11 protein-coding genes are annotated in these 15,621 nt (G+C 61.8%); 7 read left to right on the top strand and 4 right to left on the bottom strand.

Annotated features, from left to right (window positions below; translation table 11 throughout):
* Window positions 1-169: 169 nt before the first annotated feature.
* From imuA to PSUB009319_RS14020, 5 genes are all read left to right on the top strand, one after another.
* Window positions 170-1,135: a translesion DNA synthesis-associated protein ImuA gene (gene imuA, locus PSUB009319_RS14000; protein ID WP_124382837.1), complete on the top strand. Its 966-nt coding sequence runs from the start codon at window positions 170-172 to the stop codon at window positions 1,133-1,135.
* Window positions 1,068-2,651 (top strand): DNA polymerase Y family protein, encoded by a 1,584-nt coding sequence (locus PSUB009319_RS14005; RefSeq protein WP_124382838.1) that lies wholly within the window; start codon window positions 1,068-1,070, stop codon window positions 2,649-2,651. Before imuA ends, PSUB009319_RS14005 begins: the two co-directional genes overlap by 68 nt.
* Before the next feature lie 7 nt (window positions 2,652-2,658).
* Window positions 2,659-5,892, top strand: coding sequence for an error-prone DNA polymerase (locus PSUB009319_RS14010; RefSeq protein WP_124382839.1), 3,234 nt, complete (start codon window positions 2,659-2,661; stop codon window positions 5,890-5,892).
* Between the two features lie 526 nt (window positions 5,893-6,418).
* Complete coding sequence (locus tag PSUB009319_RS14015; RefSeq protein ID WP_124382840.1) at window positions 6,419-6,961, top strand: helix-turn-helix domain-containing protein; 543 nt, start codon at window positions 6,419-6,421, stop codon at window positions 6,959-6,961.
* Window positions 6,962-7,107: 146 nt separating this feature from the next.
* Window positions 7,108-8,277, top strand: a complete 1,170-nt coding sequence (locus PSUB009319_RS14020; RefSeq protein WP_374704196.1) for an SLC13 family permease — start codon at window positions 7,108-7,110, stop codon at window positions 8,275-8,277.
* Window positions 8,278-8,353: 76 nt separating this feature from the next.
* Here PSUB009319_RS14020 and fusA read toward each other — a convergent pair whose 3' ends face one another.
* Both fusA and PSUB009319_RS14030 read right to left on the bottom strand, forming a co-directional pair.
* Window positions 8,354-10,456: an elongation factor G gene (gene fusA, locus PSUB009319_RS14025; protein ID WP_124382842.1), complete on the bottom strand. Its 2,103-nt coding sequence runs from the start codon at window positions 10,454-10,456 to the stop codon at window positions 8,354-8,356.
* Window positions 10,457-10,584: 128 nt separating this feature from the next.
* Window positions 10,585-11,325 (bottom strand): Crp/Fnr family transcriptional regulator, encoded by a 741-nt coding sequence (locus PSUB009319_RS14030; RefSeq protein ID WP_124382843.1) that lies wholly within the window; start codon window positions 11,323-11,325, stop codon window positions 10,585-10,587.
* A 143-nt stretch (window positions 11,326-11,468) separates the two neighbouring features.
* Here PSUB009319_RS14030 and PSUB009319_RS14035 point away from each other — a divergent pair, with 143 nt between their 5' ends.
* Window positions 11,469-12,002: a DUF962 domain-containing protein gene (locus PSUB009319_RS14035; protein ID WP_124382844.1), complete on the top strand. Its 534-nt coding sequence runs from the start codon at window positions 11,469-11,471 to the stop codon at window positions 12,000-12,002.
* A gap of 15 nt (window positions 12,003-12,017) precedes the next feature.
* Here PSUB009319_RS14035 and PSUB009319_RS14040 read toward each other — a convergent pair whose 3' ends face one another.
* Together PSUB009319_RS14040 and fdxA are read right to left on the bottom strand one after the other, a co-directional pair.
* Entirely contained in the window at window positions 12,018-12,845 is an 828-nt protein-coding gene (locus PSUB009319_RS14040; protein WP_124382845.1) for a crotonase/enoyl-CoA hydratase family protein, read from the bottom strand.
* Window positions 12,846-12,865: 20 nt separating this feature from the next.
* Window positions 12,866-13,204 carry a ferredoxin FdxA gene (fdxA, locus tag PSUB009319_RS14045; RefSeq protein ID WP_124382846.1) on the bottom strand — a complete coding sequence of 113 codons (339 nt, stop codon included), beginning with the start codon at window positions 13,202-13,204 and terminating at the stop codon, window positions 12,866-12,868.
* A gap of 744 nt (window positions 13,205-13,948) precedes the next feature.
* On the opposite strand from fdxA, the gene PSUB009319_RS14050 reads away from it, so the two are divergent.
* Window positions 13,949-15,418, top strand: a complete 1,470-nt coding sequence (locus PSUB009319_RS14050) for an MFS transporter (protein WP_260392983.1) — start codon at window positions 13,949-13,951, stop codon at window positions 15,416-15,418.
* The last annotated feature ends 203 nt before the right edge of the window (window positions 15,419-15,621 follow it).

A 15,621-nucleotide genomic window follows, 5' to 3' on the forward strand; every position in this document is an offset into this window, starting at 1 on the left:
AGCGCGCTCTTGCGCTTGGCCGTCCAGCGCTTGATGTCTTCTTCCATCTTCGTGCTCATCGTCGTTTCTCCTATTGTGACGTGAGCAGGTTTTTCACTGGGTCAATACACTCGCTTACTTGTGATACTGTATATTTATACAGTATTCATCGGCTTGTCTTGGCGTTCCCATGTTTGCGCTGTCCCCATCTCTTTTTCTCGCCGAAGATAAGGCGGAATCTCCTGTCACCGCTGGATGCGCGGTGCCGGGGCCGCGCTCGCCTGCGTCGAAAATCCGAACGGTGTCCTTGCCCGAAACGCTGCACCCAGCGTTATGGCGTGCGGGCCGTCTGGCGGGGGGCGGCGGACGCGTTCTGACTACCGGTTATGATCTGTTGAATGCCGAGCTGCCCGGCGGTGGCTGGCCTCTTGGCGGATTGACCGAGCTGCTGTGCTCGCAATCCGGCATCGGTGAGTGTCGGTTGCTGCGCCCAGCTTTGTCTACGTTGTGCACAAGCGCAGGGCGCATCGCGCTTATTGCCCCGCCGTATTTGCCGAATGCGGTGCGGTTGGTTGGGTGGGATTTTTCTCCTGAACAAATCGCCTGGGTGCGCACTGACAAACCGACCGATTTGCTATGGGCAGCCGAGCAGGTTCTGCGCAGCCAAGCCTTCGGTGGTGTGCTGATTTGGCTGAATCAGGTGCGCCCCGGGGCGCTGCGCAGGCTGCAAGTGCTGGCGCAGGCTGGCGAGAGTGCCATCTGGGTGTTCCGGCCGGCACAGGCGTTGCGCGAATCATCGCCAGCGGTGCTGCGGTTGGGGCTGGAGCCCGCCGGTGCCGATGCGCTGTCCATCCTCCTCCACAAGCGACGTGGGCCGTTGCGTGAATCGCCGTTGTTGCTGCCGCTGGCTGATCCTCTTCAGGCTGGTCGCGCTTCCGTCCGTCCGTTGCCTGCGCAGCCTGCCGAACCGTTCACCATGGATCCAGCCACGGCGAGGCTGCTGGCTGCGCTTTCGTCTTCTTCGTCTTCTTCGGCTTCTGCTGCGTTTGATTCTTTGTCAGGCGCTTCCGATCAAAACATTCCCGACCATGCCGTTCTGGATCGCGGTGCATCTGCCCCGTCTCCCACTCGACGCGCTTCGACCCCAGTGGCCTGACCCAGCCGCGCTACCTTTGCCGGTAATGGTGCTGGAGCAGGAGCGTGTGGTGTCGGCCAACCGTCTGGCGATGCGTGAAGGCGTACATGTGGGCCTGCGCCGGGCGGGCGCACAGGCATTGGCGCCGCACGCCATACAGCTTGACCGTGACGTGGGGGCCGAGGCGCGATTGATGCAATCGTTGGCGCTGGCGCTGTTGGCATTTACGCCGTATGTCACGTTGGACGTGGTGGATGAGGCGACCGTGTTGCTGGAGGTCGAGGCCAGCTTGCGTTTGTTCGGCGGGCATCGTGCGCTGTGTCGAGCCGTGAAGTATTGCGCGGTTCGGTTGGGCGCCCTACCGCAGCTTGGCTCCGGGCCGACGGCACGTGGTGCAGCATGGCTTGCCAGTGGGCAGCCGGCGCCATTACGTGGGCGTCGTCGCACAGTAGCGCGTCAGGGGTGTGCGCGGCGAGCGGTGCGGCAGGAACGCTTGTCTGCATTGCTTGATCAATTGCCGGTCGATGCGGTGGCGCGTCTCACGCGGCCCGATTGGCTTGAGGGCCTGGGCTGTCGCACGCTTGCCGATTTGCGTGATTTACCGCGTAGTGGCCTGCGCCGGCGCTGCGGGCCATTGCTGGTGGATACGCTCGATGCGGCGTATGGCGACGGCTACGAGAGCTTTGCGTGGTTTACTGCGCCACTGCGTTTCGATGTGTCGTTGGAATTGTTGGGCCGCATCGATAGTGCGGAAGGTGTGCTGGCCGCATCGGAGCAGTTGTTGTTGCAGTTGGTCGGTTGGCTGTCGGCGCTTCAATTGGGCGCCAAGACGTATCGGCTCACGCTGGAGCATGAACGCCGGCGCGGTCGGAGCAGTGAGGGTGCAGCCTCATCCACGCCTGTGGAGATCGCGCTGGCGCAGCCGGTTCGTACGCTGGCGCACTTGTCGCGGGTGCTGCATGAGCGCGTGCATCGGCTCACGCTGATCGCCCCCGTGGTTGAACTGCGCCTGACGGTGACTGACGCTACGCCGCTTGTGCCGCCCACGGCATCGCTGTTTCCCGAACCTGGCGGCCGCGCTGAAGATGCTGCGCGCCTGATCGACACGCTCATCGCCCGGCTGGGTGCTGAGAACGTGCGTTACCCACAGCCGTGTGCTGACCATCGTCCCGAGCGCGCCAACCACTGGGTTGAGGTGAATGCCGCGACCACCGCGCAGAGTCGTGCCGCGGCGCGTCAGGCATTGGCGCAATGGCACGCGCAGCAGCCGGAACGGCCGCTGTGGCTGCTGGAGAAGCCGATTCCGCTGCTGACACGTCAACACTATCCGTATTACCGCGGGCTGTTGCGGCTGGTGTCGATGCCCGAGCGCATCGAATCCGGCTGGTGGGACGACGACCTCATCAAGCGCGATTATTTCATCGCGGAGGGAGAGCGGGGCGTGCGCTATTGGGTGTATCGCGAGCGCGTTTCTGCTGGCAAGGTCAGCGCGGGAGATGAAGACGCCCGCTGGTATCTGCACGGCCTGTTTGGTTAAGCGCATCATGGCGACAGCTACACCACTCCCCGCTCTGCCCGACTATGCCGAGCTGTATTGCATCAGCAACTTCACGTTTCTGATCGGCGCGTCGCACCCGCACGAATTGGTGGAGCGTGCCAAGCTGTATGGCTATCAAGCACTGGCGCTGACCGACGAATGTTCTGTGGCGGGCACAGCGCGCGCGCTCGTGGCGTCGAAAGAGCACGACCTGAAGCTCATCATCGGTAGCCGTTTCACCGTGCGTGATGCCGATGGAGAACCCTGGCTGCGGCTGGTGCTGCTGGCGCAGAACATCGAGGGTTACGGCAACCTGAGCGAGGTCATCACGCATGCGCGATTGGCGGCACCCAAGGGCGAGTATCGTTTGTTGGCCGATGACTTGGCCGCGCCCAAAGGTGAGCTTGCCCACCTGCGCGGTGTGCCCGACTGCCTGGCAATCCTGCTGCCTGACTACGACCCTGATCCGCAGCAACTGCTGGCCCAGACGTGGTGGTGCCAGCACGTATTCGATGATCGGCTATCGATTGCACTGGAGTTGCCGCTACGCCATGCGGATGATCGTCATCGCGGCACGGTCGCGGCAGTGTCGGAACAGATCGATGTGCCCATGGTTGCGACCGGTGGCGTGCAGATGCACACGCGCCAGCGCAAGCCGCTGCACGACGTGCTGACCGCTATCCGCCTGTCCAAACCACTTTCTGAATGCGGGTTGGAACTCGCCCCCAGCGCTGAACAGGCGATGCGCACGCGCATGCAGCTCGGGTTTTTCTATCGGGGTGAGCGTGGTGAGAAGGCTTTGCAGCGTGCGGTGGAGTTGGCCAGCCTGTGCACATTCGAGCTAGACCAGATCAAATACGAATACCCACGCGAAGTTGTGCCCGACGACATGACACCTGCCGCGTATCTGCGTGCGCAGACCATGGCCGGTGCCGCGCGACGCTATCCGAATGGTGTGCCCGATAAGGTCGTCGCGCAAATTGAGGAAGAGCTCGAGCTGATTGCCGAACTGGAGTACGAGCCATTCTTCCTCACCGTCTATGACGTGGTGAAGTTTGCCCGTAATGAGGGGATCCTGTGCCAGGGGCGCGGCTCGGCGGCCAATTCGGCGGTGTGTTTCTGTCTGGGAATCACCGAAGTGGATCCGAGTGACGGCAATACGTTGTTCGCACGCTTTCTCTCGCGCGCACGCAATGAGCCGCCCGACATTGACGTCGATTTTGAGCACCAGCGCCGTGAAGAGGTCATCCAATACATCTACAACAAGTACGGCGTGACACGCACGGCTTTGGCGGCCGCGCTCATCACTTATCGCACGCGTAGCGCACTCCGTGACGTGGGCCGCGCGTTGGGCATTGACTTGGGGATTGTCGAGCAGGTAGCCAAGGGCCAAGCATGGTGGGACACCCGCAAGGAATTTGCCCAGCGTGCAGGCCAGCAGGGGCTGGACCCCGAATCCCCGCTGGTGTTGCGCTGGGCTCAAATGGTGGATCAGTTGCGTGGGTTTCCGCGCCACCTGTCGCAGCACGTTGGTGGATTTGTGATCGCGCAGAACAAGCTCTCTCGCTTGGTGCCGATTGAGAACGCGGCCATGGAAAACCGCCGCGTCATTCAGTGGGACAAAAACGATCTCGAGTCACTGCGTCTATTGAAGGTCGACGTGCTGGCGTTAGGCATGTTGACGGCGATTCGGCGCACGCTCGATATGGTGGATGCACTGCCGGGCCGCCGAGCGCATTACAAAACGACCGACAAGCTCGCCATGCAGAACCTGCCGGGCGAGGACGAAAAAACCTACAACATGATTTGCCGCGCCGAGACCATCGGCGTATTCCAGATCGAATCGCGCGCGCAGCAATCGATGCTGCCGCGCTTGCGTCCACGCGAATACTACGATCTGGTCATCCAGGTGGCCATCGTTCGCCCTGGGCCGATTCAGGGCGGCATGGTGCATCCATACCTGCAGCGACGTGAGGCCGTGCGTAATGGCAATACCGATTGCGTGACGTACCCCGGCCCCGAGGTGAAGGCGGTGCTCGAGCGCACGCTGGGTGTGCCGATTTTTCAAGAGCAGGTCATGGAGATCGCCATGGAGGCGGGCGATTTCACGGCCGATGATGCCGACCGCCTGCGTCGCGACATGGCCAACTGGAATCGCAAGGGGAATCTCACAGAGCACCAGGAGCGATTGCTGAGGGTGATGGTCGAGAAAAAAGGCTATGACCGTACTTTTGTTGAAGCGCTGTGCAGCCAGATGGAGGGCTTTGCCGAATACGGCTTCCCAGAAAGTCATGCGGCGGGCTTTGCCAAGTTGGCCTACGTCAGTAGCTTTCTGAAATGCCACGAGCCTGCGGCGTTCTTTGCTGCGTTGCTCAACAGTCAGCCGATGGGATTCTATTCGCCGTCACAACTGGTGCAGGAGGCGCAGCGTAGCCGGGTGCGTGTGCTGCCGGCAGATGTGACGGCCAGCGTCTGGGACAGCACGTTGCATCCCCGTACCGATCCCGGTGTCGATGGCGTGGAGCAGCCTGACATCCGCCTTGGCCTGAGTCGCATCCGCGGCATGCGCAAGCCGGCTGCCGAGCGCATCGAAGCGGCTCGCGCTCAAGCGCCGTTTATTAGCGTGGAGGATCTCGCTCATCGTGCGGCGCTCGATCGCCATGACTTGAATGTGCTGGCCGCTGCCAATGCGCTCAAGCCGTTGGCTGGGCACCGTCGCCAGGCGTTATGGCAAACACTCGCATTGCAGGAGCCCGGACAGGATCACGTGTTGCTGCGCCAGGCACGTCCGGTGGAAGCGCCGCTCGTTCTGCCGGCCCCCCCCATCGGCGAAGAGGTGATGGCCGATTACGGCAGCCTGGGGCTGTCGTTGCAGAGCCATCCTGTCGGGCTGCTGCGCGCAAAGCTCGAACGCATGCGCTTTGCCACCGCCGCGACGCTGGCCGGCTATCGTAACGGGCAACTGGCACGCGCCTGCGGCATTGTCACAGTGCGGCAGCGGCCGGGCACAGCCAACGGCACGATCTTCGTTTCCATTGAAGACGAGACGGGCGCCATCAACGTCATCCTCTGGCCGCGCTTGGTCGAGCGCCAGCGCCGCGAGCTGCTGAATGCGCAATTGCTGGGCGTCTACGGCAAATGGCAATGTGAGCGCGAAACTCGGCATCTGGTCGCCCAGCATCTGGTGGATCTGACCCCACTTCTGGGGCGCCTCGCCACTTCCAGCCGCGATTTTCATTGATTCCCACCCAGGCCGAACCGACCGCCGCGTCACCTCCGGCACGGCAATTGCGTGATGAAAGGCACGCGCAGCCGTCTGGCCGTGACGTAGAGGGCCCACGCAGCTTTCATCGGTTGCGCCCCCTCCAATCGGTGGATAGGGCAAGCGCGGATCGACGGAACGTGATACGGGTGTAAGGATTTGCGCTTGGAGCGTCACAAAAATGGCATGCCAAGCGAAGAAAACGGCATTTATGAGGGAACTGACCTTCAAGGCGCCTTGTCCCCATCAATGGGGTGGATGAGATGCGTTTTCATCACGCGTCGATATTGGGTGCAGTCGAAATTACGTCTACTCTGTAGAAAACACATCACGGAGGCAGCCTCCCCAAAATGTGTGCAACGGCGTGCATAGACGCAACCACCGCCGCTGCCGCGCTGTGTACGACCGCGGATGAAGGTGCAGCCCACCCGACCCGCATATTTTCAGCCCATCGTTCGGGTTCAGGCCCGGCGGTGTTTCCCATCTCAGGTGCAGGAGCGAACAGATGGAACAGCCTTTCAAGCAGTTACACAGTCTGCGCAAGTCGCGCAAGCTCAAACAGGAAGATGTCGCCAAGATGGCCGGTATCTCCCGCGAGGCGTATTTGCGCGCGGAATCCGGTCGTGCCGATCCCCGCCTGTCGACGCTGATGGCCGTGGCCGGCGCGCTGGGGCTGGAGGTCGTTCTGGCTCCGCGTGAAGCCGTGGCCGAGATCGAACGCGTGATCGCCAGTCACCCGACCCAGCCGACCCAAGGTGGCAGTGGGACGGAAGCCGGCCACGAGCGTTCAGAACACGGTTCGATGGGAGGCGCGGGCGGTGGTCATGGTTTGGCAGGCCAGTATCGCGGGCCGGAACGCCATCCGCAGTCGGCCTATCATCCGGGCGCCACGCATAGCCAAGCCGGCCAGCAAGGTGCACCGCATGCCGGCGGCAGCGCCGAAGACCGTTCGCGCATGACGTCTTCCGACAGACCGGCCGCTGGCGGTTCCGCGGGCAGCTCGGATCGCCCGGGCGGCTCGGGCGGCTCGGGCTCGCGCGAATCGTAAGCTGAACCCTCTCGTACATGCCGGGCACGCAGGCGCGCGCCCGGTTTGCGATTGAGCGCACGAGGCAGGCGCACGTACAATCAGCCGGGCAAACCGCGCCCTGTTGGTTTGTGCGCGTTTGCGCCAACGTTTTCTCCTTCCTCTGTATGCAGGACGATTTGTCTCGCACGCGGTCACGCATGTCCATCGCGCAAGCCGTGCCGCAACACCCGCCGTTCTGGCACAACCTCAAACAAGACGTTTTCTTCTGGTCGCTGCTGGCTATCTGCAGTGCGCTGACGCTCGCAGCGCCCAAGCGCATCGTTGAATATCCAGCACTGATTGACTGGCACACCATTGCCGCGTTGGCCGGTTTGCTGATCCTGACCAAGGCGGTGGAGGCGAGCGGCATGCTTCAACTGCTTGGCCGACGCCTCGTCGATGTGGTCAGCAGCCAGCGCGTGCTTGCGCTCAGCCTGGTGGCGGCTTCGGCGGTGCTCTCGACGGTGCTGACCAACGACGTGGCGTTGTTCGTGATCGTGCCGCTTACCGTCGGCTTGCGGCGGGTCGCCAGCCTGCCGGTGGCGCGGCTGGTGATATTCGAAGCGCTGGCGGTCAATGCGGGTTCGGCACTCACGCCGATCGGCAACCCGCAGAACCTCTTCCTGTGGCATCAATCGGGGCTGTCGTTTGGCGCGTTTGTCTGGCAGATGGCGCCGATGGTCTTGTTGCTGATGGCCTTGTTGCTGGCGGTGACGTGGCTCGCGTTTGCCTCGCATGAAATCCATCTGCATGCCGAAACCGACGACGTGGAATTGCACAAGCGTCTGTTGGTGCCGGCACTCGTGTTGTACGTGCCGTTTCTGGTGCTGACCGACCTGGGCCACCCGCTGGTGGCGGCCGGCGGACTGATCGTGCTCTACCTCGTCGGGGCGCGCTATGTGCTGGCGCGGGTGGACTGGGGGCTGCTACTGGTGTTTATGTTGATGTTCATCGACCTGCGGCTGGTGGCTCAGCTTGGCATCGTGCGGCAGGCGCTGGACGCGCTGACGTTGAACAATCCGATGCATCTGTACTGGGCCGGCATTGGCGTGTCCCAGTTCATCAGCAACGTGCCGGCGGCGATCTTGCTGGCTGAGTATTCGCATGACTGGCCGATGATTGCCTTTGCGGTGAGCGTGGGCGGGTTCGGCACGCTCCTCGGGTCATTAGCCAACCTGATTGCGTTGCGCATGCTGGGCGAGCGGCGTGCCTGGTGGGTGTTTCATGCGTACTCGATGCCGTTTCTGCTCGCTGCGGCGGGCCTCGTGTATACGTGGCTGGTGTGGTTGCGTTAGGCCGGCACGGTATCCCAATCTTCGTAAAGCAGTGCGGCCGCACAAGGCGGCCGCGCTGGATAAAGCGAACGGCGTATCAGACTTTCTTGGCTGATATCACCGCCTCAGACACATTACGCGGGGCCTCAGCGTAGTGCTTGAACTCCATCGTGTAGGTTGCGCGGCCTTGTGTGGCGGAACGCAGCGCGGTGGAGTACCCAAACATCTCTGCCAGCGGCACCTCAGCCTTGACGATCTTGCCGCCGCCGCCCGCAATATCTTCCGTGCCCTGCACCATGCCGCGCCGCGAAGACAAGTCGCCCATCACGTTGCCCATGTAGTCTTCGGGCGTTTCCACTTCCACGGCCATCATTGGTTCGAGCAGGATGGGGCCAGCCTTGCGCATCGCGTCTTTGAAAGCCATTGAGCCGGCCATGCGGAACGCGTTTTCGTTCGAGTCCACGTCGTGGTACGAGCCGAAGGTCAGGCGCACCTTCACGTCCACCACCGGGTAGCCGGCCAGCACACCTGTATTGAGCGTGTCGCGAATGCCCTTGTCCACCGCCGGGATGAACTCGCGCGGAATCACACCACCCTTGATCTCGTCGACAAACTCGTAGCCCTTGCCCTCGTTCGGCTCCAGCGTGATGACCGCGTGACCGTACTGGCCGCGTCCGCCCGATTGTTTGACGAACTTGCCTTCGACGTCTTCGGCGGCCTTCTTGATGGTTTCGCGGTAGGCCACCTGCGGTTTGCCGACCGTTGCTTCCACACCAAATTCGCGCTTCATGCGATCGACCAGGATTTCCAGATGGAGCTCGCCCATGCCCGAGATGATGGTCTGGCCGGATTCCTCGTCGGTCTTCACGCGGAACGACGGGTCTTCCTGCGCCAGGCGGTTCAGGGCAATGCCCATCTTTTCCTGGTCGGCCTTGGTCTTGGGCTCCACGGCCTGGCTGATGACGGGCTCGGGAAATTCCATGCGCTCCAGCACGATCACGTGTTCCGGGTCGCACAGCGTTTCGCCGGTCGTCACATCTTTCAGGCCCACGGCGGCGGCGATGTCGCCGGCCAGCACTTCCTTGATTTCTTCGCGCTGATTGGCGTGCATCTGCAGGATGCGGCCCAGACGCTCCTTTTTCTGCTTGACCGAGTTGTAGACGGTGTCGCCCGAATTGATCTTGCCCGAATACACGCGGAAGAACGCGAGCTGGCCGACAAACGGGTCGGTCATGATCTTGAAAGCCAGAGCCGAGAAGGGCTCGCTGTCACTGGCGTGGCGCTCGAGCGGTTCGTCCTTCTCGCCATGACCCTGGATAGACGGAATGTCTACCGGCGAGGGCAGGTAGTCGACCACCGCGTCGAGCATGGCTTGCACGCCCTTGTTCTTGAACGCAGAGCCGCACAGCATCGGTTGGATTTCGCCGGCAATGGTGCGCTTGCGCAGAGCGCGCTTGATTTCTGCCTCGGTCAGCTCTTCGCCCCCGAGGTATTTGTTGAGCAGATCTTCATCCGCCTCCGCTGCGGCTTCGACCATTTTTTCGCGCCATTCCTGTGCGGTGGCCAGCAGGGCGGGATCAATGTCGGTGTACTCGAACTTCACGCCCTGCGAGGCATCGTCCCACAGGATCTCTTTCATCTTGACGAGATCGACCACGCCGCGAAATCCGTCTTCTGCGCCAACAGGAATCTGGATCGGCACCGGGTTGCCCTTCAGGCGCTCGCGCATTTGGCGCTCGACACGGAAGAAGTCTGCGCCAATGCGGTCCATCTTGTTGACGAACGCGATGCGCGGCACCTTGTACTTGTTGGCCTGGCGCCAGACGGTTTCAGACTGCGGCTGCACGCCGCCCACGGAGTCGTACACCATGCACGCGCCGTCGAGCACGCGCATGGAGCGTTCCACCTCGATGGTGAAATCGACGTGTCCTGGGGTGTCGATGATGTTGATGCGGTATTCCGGGCGGTCGCCGGCCATGCCGCGCCACATGCAGTGCGTGGCCGCCGACGTGATGGTGATGCCGCGCTCCTGCTCCTGCTCCATCCAGTCCATCGTGGCCGCGCCGTCATGCACCTCGCCTATCTTGTGATTGACCCCGGTGTAGAACAGGATGCGCTCGGTCGTGGTGGTTTTACCGGCGTCGATGTGCGCCGAGATGCCGATGTTGCGATAGCGCTCGATGGGGGTCTGGCGGGGCATGATGTTTCTCTTCCCTTGAAGGACACTCGCAACGCCGACTCCGCACCATGCGAAGGGCGAATGTGCGAGTGGGAACACATTATAGGATTGGTCCTATCTCATCGCCTGTAGGGGTATTGGTCGGAATTTCACCCTCGTGCGGCCTCATATGCCAGCTTATGCGCCACTTCACGCAGGCCGGCAAAGTCCAGCAACTCGATTTCCCCATAGGCAAGTTTGAGAATGCCACGCGCCTGGAAATCCTTGAGCACGTGGTTGACGGTCTGACGAGACAGCGCCAGCAGTTGCGCAAGCTGCTCCTGTGGCACGCGCAGCACTCGGCGGCTGCCCAGGCGCAGGTCGCCATAACCGTCGGCCATGAGTAGCAGGCGCCGCGCCACGCGCACAGGGGCGGGCAGCAGGGCGGTTTCTTCCAGCACCGCAAAGGTCAACCGCAGCTTGTGGGTCAGCAGCAGCGCGAAGGCGTGCACCAGGGCCGGAGTGTCGTCCAGCAAGGCGATCAGCGCGGTTTGTGGCATATGCAGCAATGTCGTAGTGCCGTCGGCGCGGGCGTCGTGCGTGCGCGGCTGGCGATCGAACACGCCGATCTCGCCAAACCAGTTGACGGGTTCGAGCACCGCCAGCAGGGCTTCGCGCCCATCTGCGCTGGTGGCGCCAATGCGGATCATGCCTTCCACCACGCAGTACAGGCCGTCGGGCGGGTCGCCGCGCAGGAAGAGGATTTCTCCCGCCCCCAGGCGTCGCACAGCAGCAATGCCGATCAGCGCGTCCTGCAAGGGCGCCTCCAGCGTGCCGAACCAACTGCTTGCGTGCAGGCGTTCGCGGTACGGCGCTGCGTCCAGCGTGGACAGTGTGGCGGGGCGATCCATGGGGCTGAGGAAAACCTCGGAAACGTGGAATTTGTCGGCTATGCGACAGAGCGCTGTGCCATCCACTGACTAGGATGAAATGATCATAACGAGCGCGCGGCTGGAGCGTCCATGCTGCAAACGCACAAAAACCGGAGACCCTCATGCGGACCCTGTCTGATCATCTTTCCAACTACGCCGCCTATCACCAGGACGGCCGCAATATCGCCACGCATTTCGTCGGCATTCCGGCGATTGTGCTGGCGGTAGCGGTGCTGCTGTCTCGGCCTGTGCTGGCAGACCTGTCGAGCGTGGCCGTGACGCCCGCGTTGATTGCGCTAGCGCTAACGACGCTGTTTTACCTGCGTCTGGATGCGATGTTCGGCGTGGTGATGTTCGCACTCATCGGCGTGTGTGTATGGGCGGGTAACCGTGTGGCCGCGCATTCAACGGCGGCTTGGTTGTCAGTGGGCATTGGCCTGTTTGTGATCGGCTGGATCATCCAGTTTGTCGGCCATTATTACGAAGGGCGCAAACCGGCGTTTGTCGACGATCTGGCGGGTTTGGTGATCGGGCCGTTGTTCCTGGTCGCGGAAACAGCGTTTGCTCTGGGTTTGCGAACAAAGCTGCGCGACGAGGTGATCAGCCGCTCGCGCGCGATGCGTGCCTCGATGGGGAGCAAGCACGCTACCGCCTGAGCGTATCGCTTGCGCTTATTTTCTTTCGAATTGCGTGGCCGGTTGAAAGAGCGGCGCGCGGTTCTGCATCCCAGCCAACACCGCCTCGCGCTGGTTCGCCCCGCCGATCAGCCGGTCTTGCTCGACCGACTCGGCCAGCAGAATGGCCGCAGTGTCGCCATCTTGCACCACACGCATCAGGCGCTTGCCGGCGCGAATGGCGTCTGGGCTTTTTTGCGCGATGTCACGCGCAGCCGCCAGTGCCGCTGCGCGTGGATCGTCCACTACGTGTGTCGCCAGGCCCAGGGCGCAGGCTTCTTCGCCGTTGATGACGCGGCCGCTGTAGATCAGCTCGCGCAACTGGTCCGGGCGCACCAGGCCGCGCGTGAGCGCCATGCCGCCCATGTCGGGCACCAGCCCCCATTTGATTTCCATGACAGACAGGCGCGTGTCGGCGCTCACGTAGCGCACGTCTGCGCCCAGCGCGATCTGCAACCCGCCGCCGTAGGCAACGCCATGCACTGCGGCCAGCACCGGTACCGGCAGATCGCGCCATACCGTGCAGGCGTACTGCGGCAGATTGGCGACGCCATGCGTGCGCTTGGCGAGACGGCCGGCGCTGATATCTGCGTTGGCGTCGTGGTTGCCCAAGCTGGCCATGCTGCCCATGTCCAGCCCTGCGCAGAAGGCGCGCCCCTCACCGGACAGCACCACGGCGCGCAGGTCTGCTTCGTTCATCAGGCGCTGCCCAATGGTGACGAGCGCCTCGAACATGGTCGGGTCGATGGCGTTCATCTTCTCGGGGCGGTTGAGCCGGACTTCGGCCACGCCAGCGTTGATGCTGAGCAGGATGCGATCAGTCATGGGGAGCGTTGTCCTCGGATTTATTCGGGGGCGATGACCAATGCGTTGCGCTTGTCCTTTACCTGCGCCCAGCGAGCATGGTCGACCAGTGGCGGTTGCACTTTGGTCAGGCGCGGCCAGTCGGCGCGGCGTGAGAGCTGCGCGTTCAAGGCGATGAAGTCTTGCTGATCGGCCGGCACTTCGGCTGCCGGATAAATTGCGCCCACCGGGCATTCCGGCACGCAGATCGAGCAGTCGATGCATTCATCCGGATCGATCACCAGGAAGTTCGGGCCAGCGTGGAAGCAGTCCATGGGGCAGACCGCCACGCAATCGGTGTATTTGCACTGGATGCAGGATTCGGTGACGACATAGGGCATAACGGCGCGGGGTGTTCAAAATCTGTTCAAAACGCGTTCGAAATTATGCCGCATCGATCTGAACTCTGACAGGGGGCAGTCCGCGCGAGTCTGCATGCAATGCGGCCATCTCGTCCGAGGTGTGGCCGAGCAAAGCTTTTGTGTCTATATGCCCTTGTTTGAGGCAGCTATAGCTGAGCTGCCAGTTCCGGATGGTTGAGCGGTCCTGGCCGGAAATGAGAGCTAAGAGCATGGCGGTTTGCAGCCATAAGGCGACCTCGGGTGCGCATTTGTATATGGATCAAAACGCATCGAGCGTCATGTGCCAGCGCAACCGACTTGCTGAACATGCGGACCTTTGCCAGTTTTTAACAGCATCCCTAACGTGAACGGCAATCCGACGCGTCTCTTGTGATATGGCGAGAAATTATTGAATGGTGCTGTGTTGTAGTCCGCGCCATTGCTTGATGATGATCTGCCCCAACAGCGAACGCCGACGTCGTTATAATTTAATAACTCTAGTCGCTACCTGACTTGGCAAAGAAGTGGAACTGGCGATGCTTGGCGCAGGAGCTTTCTGCAACGTCCATTGCTTTTCACCGACACGGTTTCTTGTCGGAAGCGGGATTCTTTTGGCAACAAGCATCTGTCTTTGCATCGAGAGCAAGGATTGTCATCGGGGTTTGCCTTCATTGAAGGTTCTAAAGGTTGTTCTTCCCAATGCAACACAGGCCATTGCTGAGCAGCCATCCGGAGTTGTCTGCGGTGCGCGTCTATCTCATCGGACTCGCGCTCGGTTGCTCCACGGGCGTCGATTTCTGGGCGAGCGCCATGATGGGTGTCGCCGGCACCCATATTCGTGGCGGCGTGCACGCCTCGCCCGAAGACTTTCTCTGGGCCATGACGTCATATGCGGCGGCGGCAGTGGTGGCGAACCTTATGCTGCGCCGCCTCGCGCACGACATCAGCTACCGCGGCTTCACCGTGACTGGCTTGGCGATTGCCGCCGCAGGCGCCGTACTTTGCGCCTTGAGTCGTAATCCGCTCGAATTGGCTCTTGCGCGCGCTGTCCAAGGGTTCGGAGCTGGCGGCTTGTTTGCTGCCTCACGCATTATCATCCAACTTGTTGCGGCCCGGCAGGAGCGGCTCCCTCTGTTTATCGGGTTCAACGCGGGTAGCATGGGGCTGCCAGCGGCGGCGCCGTGGATCACCGCACAACTGGTAGAGAACGCAGACTGGCAGATGATCTTCGTTGTCCAAGCGGCGATCGCCCTGGTGACGCTGGTTTTTGTCTTAACCACGTATCCGCCACGGTTGACCGCCACACTATCGCCTTGGGATGTTGAGTACCACGCGATGGACTGGGCCACCGTGATCCTGTTTGGCGCCGGCGCCCTGGTTCTGTTGCACGGATTGGGCGATCTACGGTTTTACGAGCTGGCCAGTTCCCCCTCGGTGGCGCTGACTCCGATCATTGGGGTCATGCTCTTTGTTCTGGGTTTCTTCTATTTATTCCGCCATCCGGACCCGTGGCTCAATCCAATGCTGTTGCTGGGCCGCCGTTTTTTAGTCGGACTCGCTTTCTACGCACTCTATTATTTCCTGAGCGGCCTGTGGACCTATGTCATTTCGACGATGCTACAGAGCGGACTCGGGTTCACGTTCCAAACTACGGGCACGGTCTTGAGCGCCACCTCGTTACTGGGGTTTGGCGCAGCCGCCATATTTACCATCTGGGGTACAGCATTGCCCGGTGCGCGCCGCTATATCGCGCTCGGCTATCTGATCTTTGCCTTCGCGGCCTGGCTGCTCGCGCAGCGGATGATGCCAGGCGCGTCGATCGCGGTCATCTTACCGGTGCTTGCCCTGCAAAGCTTGACGCTGCCGTTCATCCTGATGCTTGTGGCGGGGCTGACATGGGCCGAATTCACAGTGGAAGATTTCGCCCATGGCTACCAATTCAAGAACGTAGTGCGGCAGATCGCGTCGGCTGCGGGAACAGGGATGGCAAGCCTCTGGCTGCAATATGAGCAGGTCATGGCGCGCACGCATCTAGTGGCGAAGGTTACGCCCTACGATTTAAAGGGGGTAATCGAGCCCTCAGAGTTGGTGCGCTTGTCACGATTGATCGATCAGCAAGCAACGCTGATCGGCACTGGCAACCTGTTGGCGCTCCTCGCATTCGCCTGCGCGGTGATTGCCATGGTTGCAGGACTGCAGCGCGTCTTGAAGTAGTTCGCGCGATCGGTGGTTCGCACACTGCGTATCGCCGGCCCCCTCCGACACGGGATACGCGTGGCGTTACGACGCAGGCTTCGTACCACCTTGCGTTGCAAGGATGTGTGCCACCGTGCGCAGCGCAACGGCAAGGCCGTTTTCGGTGGAATTGCAGGTGCCGGCTGTGGGTAAGACGCCCGTGCTGGCAAAGTACAGATTCT

Origin of the sequence: Ralstonia sp. SET104, assembly GCF_003851545.1 — a bacterium.
Taxonomy (GTDB): domain Bacteria; phylum Pseudomonadota; class Gammaproteobacteria; order Burkholderiales; family Burkholderiaceae; genus Ralstonia.

What these genes read in the sequence shown, in the direction of transcription:
- imuA (WP_124382837.1), top strand. Translation starts at nt 170, where the DNA reads ATGTTTGCGCTGTCCCCATCTCTTTTTCTCGCCGAAGATAAGGCGGAA.
- PSUB009319_RS14005 (WP_124382838.1), top strand. Translation starts at nt 1,068, where the DNA reads ATGCCGTTCTGGATCGCGGTGCATCTGCCCCGTCTCCCACTCGACGCG.
- PSUB009319_RS14010 (WP_124382839.1), top strand. Translation starts at nt 2,659, where the DNA reads ATGGCGACAGCTACACCACTCCCCGCTCTGCCCGACTATGCCGAGCTG.
- PSUB009319_RS14015 (WP_124382840.1), top strand. Translation starts at nt 6,419, where the DNA reads ATGGAACAGCCTTTCAAGCAGTTACACAGTCTGCGCAAGTCGCGCAAG.
- PSUB009319_RS14020 (WP_374704196.1), top strand. Translation starts at nt 7,108, where the DNA reads ATGCAGGACGATTTGTCTCGCACGCGGTCACGCATGTCCATCGCGCAA.
- fusA (WP_124382842.1), bottom strand. Translation starts at nt 10,456, where the DNA reads ATGCCCCGCCAGACCCCCATCGAGCGCTATCGCAACATCGGCATCTCG.
- PSUB009319_RS14030 (WP_124382843.1), bottom strand. Translation starts at nt 11,325, where the DNA reads ATGGATCGCCCCGCCACACTGTCCACGCTGGACGCAGCGCCGTACCGC.
- PSUB009319_RS14035 (WP_124382844.1), top strand. Translation starts at nt 11,469, where the DNA reads ATGCGGACCCTGTCTGATCATCTTTCCAACTACGCCGCCTATCACCAG.
- PSUB009319_RS14040 (WP_124382845.1), bottom strand. Translation starts at nt 12,845, where the DNA reads ATGACTGATCGCATCCTGCTCAGCATCAACGCTGGCGTGGCCGAAGTC.
- fdxA (WP_124382846.1), bottom strand. Translation starts at nt 13,204, where the DNA reads ATGCCCTATGTCGTCACCGAATCCTGCATCCAGTGCAAATACACCGAT.